Genomic DNA, 8780 nt, shown 5'->3' with positions numbered 1-8780 from the left:
TAAGACAAACATTTGAAAATTACGCAAACAATCATGATAAATTTTTCCCAAATCAATATTCTCAATTTCCGTTTTTACAATGAGTTTATCTTCTTCTTCAAAAAAAGAAATAAGTGTAAAATCCAAATCACTAATCATTAATTTTCGGTTTTCCTCATTATTAATTATTTCACCTAAGATATTATTTTTCAACTCCGGAATTTCTAAAGACAAATCCACAAAATTAATATATTTTTTTGCCTTTTTTAGATCATAGTTTTTCATTGCCTTAAGAGCCTTAATTACTGTTTGTTCTGCCTTTTCAGTATTCTTCTGACAACCTAAAATAAAAACAAAAGAGATTAACAGAAAAAAAAGAACTATTTTACGATACATCAAACATCATCCTCCCCAAAGTAAACTACCGCTGAAGCTTCCGGCCAATCCCCAGGATAACGAGATTCTATGCTCCATTCAGTTAACCATGTTAAGTCAATACTCTTAAATCTTGCACTTTCTTTATCAGATAATCTTTCTAACAGTGCATCTAAATCATAAATTATTCCTTTTAACACTAAAATTGCGAAGCCTTTTCAGCACTTTGTTGAGCTAAAAAACAAGCAGTCCGGGGGGCCACATCATCACGAGGAAGTATTATCGATGCCGCCCGCAAATCATTTTTCGCATATTCAAGCCACCGTAAAGCTAATTGTCTATTGATCTATTCGCTCATAAACAACCTTCCCCTCCCGTAAGGCAGTTCCGTAAATATAACCCGGTAAATCTTTTTTTTGCTCTATATCTTCTTTTGAGGCAACTATAACATCTTTAGGTATACCAAATCCCTTTAATTCCCTTCGTATTGCTACTTGAATATCCCTTTTTGAACCTTTATAATGAGTGATTACCAAAAAATCAATATCACTATCTTTGGTAGATTCATTCCGTGCCCAAGAGCCAAATACAATGATTTTTTTCGGTGAAAACGCATTTACAATTCTTTCCGTCATGGATTGAACAATATCCTCATTAATCATTTTATAATCACCCACATCCACTTTTTGATAAAAGTGTACCACGTAAGTATTACAATCTCAACTCCCGTGTTTAGCAATTAACACCATAAAACTTAAGATCAAAAAATATGTTGATTTTTTAAGCTAACAACTAATTTTGCGATCTATATGAACTGCTTTTATTGCCCGGAATGTCAATTCGTGCGGTAAAAACAGAACTTTCCATGAAGTATTACCTTAATATTCCTATTCTAAAAATGGTGATGGGTATTTGTTTGCCAAATTAGAAACTCAAATGTCCGACCTGGGCATTTATAACACCTATCATAACCTTTGGCAAATAGAAGAATCATTTAAAATAATGAAATCCGATCAATGCTAAATTTTGATCTCTAATATAAAAAACAGGTATTGTAGTAAACTACAATTGGCTGCAACTCTAAAAAAATCCTCCCCGACATTTTTTCCGCTGACAAACATAATTCCCCCTCAGCTTAACCAAATCATGCCCTTCATGTACCAAAAACTTTTCCCGCAAATGGCCAGCTCCACTGCGACAAATTACTAATCCCCTTTGGGATAAAACACGAAAAGTAGGTAAAAAATAAGCAACCGGGTTTTTAGAAAGGGCATTGCCTACCGCCTGGGCAGCCCCCGGCTTACCCAATTTTTCAGCAATCCCTTTATAAGTAATAATTTCCCCGGGTTCTATTTGGGAAACTATTTCAAAAACCTGCTGCTCAAAATCCGTAAACGAAGTGAAGTCCAAAGGCATTTGATGTTTACCACTTCTTAAAAAGTTATAGGTTTCATTAACCAATAATTTAATACGGGGATTTTCCCAAATCCTTGTATCTTTTAAGTTAACAAGTTCAGCCCGGGAATCCTTTCGCAGGGATAAAAACTTCAAACCACAGGATGAAAAAATAACATAAAGTGTATCTGTTTCCAGAAAATCAATAATCTCATTTATTTTTGTCATCATGTTCCCCTTTGTTTCTTTCCCTACATTTTCCCCCTTTTTAATTAAACCTATCCCTAGTTCCATTTTACAAAAACCGGCCCGCCGGTACAGCAGCTTGACCCTGTTTATTACTTCCTCGGGTAACTAAAGTACCATTTGCTTTCAAAACAAGACTATGGTCACCACCAGCTCCAATCGCTACAACATCACTTAAATCTGATACATCACATTGTCCATATTGATTATTACCCCAAGCAACAACTGTACCATCTTCCTTTAAAGCCAGTGCATGTGTTCTCCCGGCAGCAATGGCTACAACATTATTTAACCCCATTGGTACCTCACATTGTCCATTAGCATTTTCCCCCCAACAAACTACTGTGCCGTCCTGTTGTAAAACAATGCTAAAAAATGCTCCCCCAGCCATCGCTACAACATCTCCTAAATCTGGTACATCACATTGTCCATATTGATTATTTCCCCAAGCAACTAAGGTGCCATCTGCTTTCAAAGCCAAATTATGGGCCCCACCTGCTCCAATCTTTACAACGTCACTTAGATCAGGTATATTACATTGCCCATATTGATTATTTCCCCAAGCAATAACTGTACCATCTTGTTTTAAAGCAATACTATGCAGACTCCCCCCGGCAATAGCTTTTACATCCTCTAAATCAGGTACATCACATTCTCCATATTGATTATTTCCCCAAGCAACAACTGTGCCATCTTTTTTTAAAGCTAAATTATGAATTGCTCCTCTAGCAAGTAAAACTACATCAGTTAAATCCTCTGGTAAATCACATTGCCCAAAAGCCTCATGTCCCCAACAAACTACTTTCCCATTATTTTTCAAAACACTATTATGCTCCCACCCTACGGCAAGCCTTTGCCCATAATTTGCCGCTTCATCAAATGTTAAAGGGAAAGGATTAATTCCCTTATTGAAGAAAAAAAAGTAACAACAAATTAAAACCAAAACAACAATTCCTATTTTTTTCATAAGTCATCCCCCCGATTTCTTCATCATTCTGAATACTTTCAATTGCCCACAACTTTTGCAGCGAAAAATTAACCCCCATCACTTAACACCTTTACTAAAAACAATCTCTATTCACATTATTCTACACAAAAAAACATAACCCTTGTTAATTTACCGAAGATAAGCTAAACTTGCACTAACACAACTTAATAGAAAGGTGAAAAAAATGAATCCTAAAATTAAAATTGTTACAGATAGTACAGCCGATCTACCAGAGGATTTTATCCGGGAACATGAAATTAGTGTTGTCCCTCTTTATGTCAATTTCCCGGAAAAAACTTATCGTGATCGGGTAGATCTCACCCCTAGCGAATTTTATCCTTTATTGGAAAAAGCAGGTGAGCAGCTGCCAAAAACTTCGGCACCCTCCATAAATGATTTTCTCCAAACCTATAAATCATTATTAGAAGCCGGACACCAAATTATTTCCATTCATATTTCTTCTGGTCTTAGTGGCACAGCCTCTATTGCCGAAGCTGCCGCTAAAATGCTCAAAGGTAATATTCGCATTTTTGATTCCAAATCAATCAGCTTAGGAATTGGTCTACAAGTAGTCTCAGCCTTGGAAATGGTAAAGAAAAACTTTTCCTTGGAAACTGTTTTTGAAAAACTACACAAAGTACGTGAACAAACTGAAGTGTTCTTTTCTTTAGATACTCTAGAATACCTAGAAAAAGGTGGTCGAATCGGCAAAGTTTCTTCTTTACTGGGAAGTATTCTAAAAATTAAACCTGTAGTTAGAGTAGAAAACGGAATTTACGTGCCTTTAGGTAAAGCTAGAAACCAAAAACAAGCTATCCGCAAAATGGTGGAAAACATGGGTAAAGTTTTAGGAAAAAGAATTCCGCGACAAATTGCCGTTGTCCACGGAGCCGCAGAAGAAGCTGCTTTATGCTTAAAGAACCAAATTGAAACTACCTTTAATCAAAAAGCCGCCTTTTTTGCCGAAACAGGTCCTGTAATCGGTGTCCATACCGGACCGGGCACCTTAGGTGTCGGTTTTACCTATTAAAAAAAGCCTCACTTCGCCAATGAAGTGAGGCCTTTTTTTATCCCTCGTTAAACCCATCATCATTATTTCTATTCTTTAAGGCAATACGTAAACAAACAAATAAACCACCCCAGAGCATTACCGCTCCGATTAGAAACATAATCAATGCACTTAACTTCATAGTTCATTCATCCCTCCTTTATCGGATGGGAATATAGAGATCGGGGCAGCACCTTTACGATAATAAAAGATAAAAGCGAAAACAAAACAGAGAATAAAGGAACCCCAACCAATTAATAGTAAAGCAGAAAGTGGATAACCTTCATAACGGGTAAATAAATTCTGTACCAAGTTTTGCAGGAACATCACACCTAGAACTAAAGGTGTCACAAATTTAATCATAAAGTTCCACCATTTCCCTACCGCAAAATCGGAATATTGATTGGCATGTATACGCAGACTTTCCAAATCGAAGAACCAACCAATCAAAACTACTTCCAAAATTCCGCCTAAAACTATACCAAAGTTGTTAACAAAATAATCGAGAATATCTAAAACATGAAATCCAGCACCAGTGACAAAAACCAAACCAACCGCAAAAGAAATACCCACAAAAATATTTAAAGCCTTTTGTCTAGGCATCTCAAACTTGTCAATTACTCCGGTAATATAAGCCTCGATAATGGAAATAAAAGAGGTAAAGCCAGCAAACACCAATGTAGCAAAAAAGACAACACCAACTACACTTTTTAAAGCCGGCAAGGCACTAATAGCTTCCGGGAAAGCAATAAAAGCCAAGCCAACCCCCCCAGTAGATACATCAGCTACATCAATTCCTTGTACCCCAGCCATATAACCTAAAACTCCAAAAACACCCAAGGCTACAAATAGTTCGAAACCATGATTACTAAAAGCGGTAATAAAAGAACTATTAACTAAATCCGTTTTTTCCGGTAAATAACTAGCATAAGTAATCATAATAGCAAAAGCAATACTCAAGCTAAAAAAGATCTGACTATAAGCAGCTACCCAAACACCGGGTTTAAAAATACTGGACCAATCTGGTGTAAATAAATAGTTTAAACCATCAATAGCCCCTGGTAAAGTTATCCCACGTACAACAATTATTCCCGTTAAAACCAACAAGGTAGGCATAATAACCCGATTTGCTTTTTCAATTCCATTTTTAATTCCTTTAGAAAGAATAAGATAACCGATTAACCAAACTGCTAAAAAAGGAATTAAAACTTGTAATTTTACTCCACCAATTTGCAGAGGTCCTGCAGAAGCCCCTAAATATTTACTATTGAAAAACTCACCAGTATCACTACCCCAGGTTTGTTTCACAGAAAAACCCATATAACTAATCGACCAAGCTACAATAACTGAATAATAGGTAGCAATAAAAAAGGCTACTGCTGCTTGAAACCATCCCAACCATTCCCACTTTTTATTCATCCTACCTAAGGCTGTAGGAGCCCCCCCGCGATACTTTTGTCCAATGGTGAACTCCAAAATTAAAATCGGAATACCGGCGGTTATAATTGCGAAAAAATAAGGTAATAAAAATGCTCCACCTCCATTAGTAGCACAAATATAAGGGAAACGCCAAATATTCCCCAAGCCAACTGCGGAGCCTATAGCTGCAAGTAAAAAACCTGTCTTAGTGCCCCATCGCTCTCGAGCCATTAACCCATCAACTCCTCCTTTTAAAAATTAAGTAAATTAAATTGTATTATAACACCTTCCAGCCCATCTGTCTATCAAGTCAAAAATCATTTTTATCAAAATAGCCCTTATAGCTTGGCCATAAGGACTATTTTTTAATTCTTCAATTCCTTTTCCACAAGGGACCACAATGGCCCACTAAATATTCTTCATCCAATAATTCTATCTTAGTATAATATTTTTTTCTTAAATATATCGCCAAACAGCACTTCACAGCAGTATTCCCGCCATGCTTCAATCTATCCCCCCAAAAGTGAACTTCCCCCAATAAATTCACGTAAAATTGAATTAAGAGGTACATTTTCAGCAGTAATTTCAGGGAAATAGGCTAGTAAACTTAGTAATCTTTGTGCATCTGAATATTCCTTTTCCTCTTTGCTTACTTCACTTAATAATTTCTGTGCGTATTTTTTCAAAACACATAATTCATAAAGTAAGGCTGAATTAAACATAATGTCAGCTTCTTCTTGAAAGGGGAAAATATTTTTTTCTTCACCCCGTCGTACAGAAGGCCATAATTTTAATGTCCCCAAAGCACTTTGTCCGCGAAAGCGATAATCACGCACTATTCTTCTGATTAACCGCGTATCAGTAGTTTGGACCCGATTATGGTCATCAATAGCAATTTGGGTTAAAGCACTAATATAAATCTTATATTTATTTTTTCTTTCTACAGAAGAAGTAAGCCCTTCATTTAAACCATGAATACCTTCAATAATTAAAGGCTGACCAGCTTGTAATTGTATTTTTCTACCCCGCCATTCCCTTTGCCCTGTTTTAAAGTTAAATACCGGTATTTCTATTACTTGACCGGAAATTAGGCTTTGTAAATGTTCATTAAAAAGTTTCAAATCTATTGCTTCCAAAGCTTCAAAATCCGTTTCACCCCATTCATCGATCGGGGTTTCCTCACGATTAACAAAATAATCGTCTAAGGACACGGAAATTGGTCTTAAACCTAAAACTCGTAATTGAATAGCTAAACGCTGAGCAAAAGTAGTTTTACCTGAAGAGGAAGGACCAGCTACTAAAACTAATCTTAATTCATCATGACGACTATAAATCTCATCAGCAATACGTGCTATTTTTTTCTCATGTAGTGCTTCGGCAATATGAATCAACTGATTATATTTAGCCTTTTTTCCTTTACAGCGTTTATATAATCCTGCTAAATTTTCCACACCAAGAATACGCACCCATTCTTCGGATTCCCGAAATACTTGACCTAATTTCGGCAAATTAGGATTAGGTGCCACCTCAGCTAAATTTGTAGGTACGGGAAATCTTAGTAAAAAACCTTTAGCATAGGTTTCTAATTTAAAGATTTTTAATTTCCCCGTATCTGGGGCCAAAAGACGATAAGAATAATTAGAATAAGAACCTGAAGTATAAATACGAATGGGAGACCAATTTAAGTTTTCCAAAAGGGTCACTTTTTCCAAATGACCTTGAGTACTCAAGATTTTAAGAGCAGTTTCCCGACTTAAATCTTGAGGAATAATGGGCTCCTCAGCTTCTACAAACTCTCTCATTTTAGCCTCTAAAGCCATTAAATCTAATGGAGAAATATAATCCATGCCTTTAAATTCACAGTAATAACTTTTACCTAGGGAATGCTGTACCTTTAATTTTCGCTGCGGAAATAAATCATTAACAGCCTGTGCCAAAAGAAAAACTAAACTTTGTCGGTAAATTCTTATCCATTCCGGAGCCTGTGGGCCAATAAATTCTACCCAACCTCCCTTAGTTATCTCTTGATATAAATCAACTAATTCACCATTATATTTAGCGGCTAGAAAAGGACCTTGCCCTTTCTTTTCCCATTTTGCAGCCAAATCCAATAATGAGGTATGAGGCTCTACCTCAACTTTCTGATTCATTATTTTTAAATTTATTACTTTTTGCTTACCGGGCTGCATAAAAACACCCCCCCTATTCAGCCAACACCACTACCTAAATTTAAATTAGACCATTTTCCACAGCGATCTCCCCAGCGGGCAATAACTTCATCATTTTCATAAATCTGCACAACCTCACAAAGGTTAGGGCAACCTTGACACTCAAAACTTGTGGGCCGAAAATTAAATTCCGCTGCCTGCCAACCCTTAAACTTGGTAGGTTTATCCTGAGTAGCCCGCATAGCTAAATAACAACAACCTACAGCACCCATTACATCATAATATTTAGGAATAATTACTTCGGTGTGTAATGTTTTTTCAAAAGCGACCTTAATACCCACATTAGCAGCCACACCGCCCTGAAAAACAACCGGTGCCAAAATTTCCTTACCTTTACCCACATTATTTAAATAATTTCGTACCAAAGCTTCACATAAACCAGCAATTATGTCTTCAACAGAATGTCCTAATTGCTGTTTATGTACCATATCAGATTCCGCAAAAACAGCACAGCGGCCAGCAATCCGTACCGGATTTTTGGATTTTAAGGCCAATTCCCCAAATTGTTCAATTGGAATATTTAAACGTGCAGCTTGCTGATCCAAAAAAGAACCAGTTCCAGCGGCACAAACCGTATTCATGGCAAAATCAGTAACCACACCATCACGAAGTATAATAATTTTAGAATCTTGTCCACCAATTTCAATTATGGTTTGAGCACCAGGCACTAGCTGGGAAACAGCAACCGCATGAGCCGTAATTTCATTTTTAACTACATCAGCTCCTACTAAAACAGAAGATAAATTACGGGCACTGCCAGTAACCCCTACTCCCATAATTTCAACTTGATCTTTTAACTTTTCTCCTAATACTTTTAAACCTTCTTGAACTACTTTAACTGGCTGACCTACTGTTCTTGTATAGATATTCTCTAAAATTTCTCCTTGAGCATCGATAACTACCAAATTTGTACTTACCGACCCTACATCTACACCGAGATAACCCTTTTTCACCAATATTCCTCCCCATTTTAAATTTAAAGAACTTTAGCTAACTTATATTCCCGCCGTTGGCTCAATAAATCAACAAAGGCTTCCAGCCTTGTTTGCATTCCGGCTTTACCCATCATTTCATCTAAGAAAATAGTCATCACCGGTATATC

Annotated in this window: 12 protein-coding genes; 1 reads left to right on the top strand and 11 read right to left on the bottom strand. The window is 36.6% G+C overall.

Going from position 1 to position 8780, the window contains the following annotated elements; all coding sequences use genetic code 11:
* The 6 genes from GX687_06620 to GX687_06595 all read right to left on the bottom strand — a co-directional run.
* Positions 1-378 (bottom strand): hypothetical protein (locus GX687_06620; GenBank protein HHX97111.1); only part of this gene is annotated, 378 nt, incomplete at its 3' end.
* Positions 375-554: a hypothetical protein gene (locus tag GX687_06615; protein ID HHX97110.1), complete on the bottom strand. Its 180-nt coding sequence runs from the start codon at positions 552-554 to the stop codon at positions 375-377. The genes GX687_06620 and GX687_06615, both read right to left, overlap by 4 nt.
* Complete coding sequence (locus GX687_06610) at positions 554-652, bottom strand: hypothetical protein (protein ID HHX97109.1); 99 nt, start codon at positions 650-652, stop codon at positions 554-556. The genes GX687_06615 and GX687_06610 overlap by 1 nt, the downstream gene beginning before the upstream one ends.
* A gap of 40 nt (positions 653-692) precedes the next feature.
* Positions 693-1016 carry a nucleotidyltransferase domain-containing protein gene (locus tag GX687_06605; protein HHX97108.1) on the bottom strand — a complete coding sequence of 108 codons (324 nt, stop codon included), beginning with the start codon at positions 1014-1016 and terminating at the stop codon, positions 693-695.
* A 418-nt stretch (positions 1017-1434) separates the two neighbouring features.
* Positions 1435-1977, bottom strand: coding sequence for an MGMT family protein (locus GX687_06600; protein ID HHX97107.1), 543 nt, complete (start codon positions 1975-1977; stop codon positions 1435-1437).
* Positions 1978-2044: 67 nt separating this feature from the next.
* Positions 2045-2962 carry a chromosome condensation regulator gene (locus tag GX687_06595; protein HHX97106.1) on the bottom strand — a complete coding sequence of 306 codons (918 nt, stop codon included), beginning with the start codon at positions 2960-2962 and terminating at the stop codon, positions 2045-2047.
* 205 nt (positions 2963-3167) lie between these two features.
* Between GX687_06595 and GX687_06590 the strand changes: the two genes are divergently transcribed.
* Complete coding sequence (locus GX687_06590) at positions 3168-4013, top strand: DegV family protein (protein ID HHX97105.1); 846 nt, start codon at positions 3168-3170, stop codon at positions 4011-4013.
* Positions 4014-4050: 37 nt separating this feature from the next.
* Here the strand turns inward: GX687_06590 and GX687_06585 are convergent, their stop codons facing one another.
* The 5 genes from GX687_06585 to GX687_06565 form a co-directional block, all read right to left on the bottom strand.
* On the bottom strand, positions 4051-4173 hold the full coding sequence (locus GX687_06585) for a MetS family NSS transporter small subunit (protein HHX97104.1): 123 nt from the start codon (positions 4171-4173) through the stop codon (positions 4051-4053).
* Positions 4170-5681: a sodium-dependent transporter gene (locus tag GX687_06580; GenBank protein ID HHX97103.1), complete on the bottom strand. Its 1512-nt coding sequence runs from the start codon at positions 5679-5681 to the stop codon at positions 4170-4172. The genes GX687_06585 and GX687_06580 overlap by 4 nt, the downstream gene beginning before the upstream one ends.
* Positions 5682-5959: 278 nt before the next feature.
* On the bottom strand, positions 5960-7639 hold the full coding sequence (locus tag GX687_06575) for a nucleoside kinase (protein ID HHX97102.1): 1680 nt from the start codon (positions 7637-7639) through the stop codon (positions 5960-5962).
* Between the two features lie 17 nt (positions 7640-7656).
* Positions 7657-8631, bottom strand: coding sequence for a 2-hydroxyglutaryl-CoA dehydratase (locus tag GX687_06570; GenBank protein ID HHX97101.1), 975 nt, complete (start codon positions 8629-8631; stop codon positions 7657-7659).
* 23 nt (positions 8632-8654) lie between these two features.
* Positions 8655-8780: CoA protein activase (locus GX687_06565; protein HHX97100.1), on the bottom strand; the 126-nt coding region annotated here is incomplete at its 5' end.

This window comes from Clostridia bacterium (assembly GCA_012841935.1).
Lineage (GTDB): Bacteria > Bacillota > Peptococcia > DRI-13 > DTU073 > DUTS01.
This window is presented reverse-complemented; position numbering and strand designations above follow the sequence as displayed.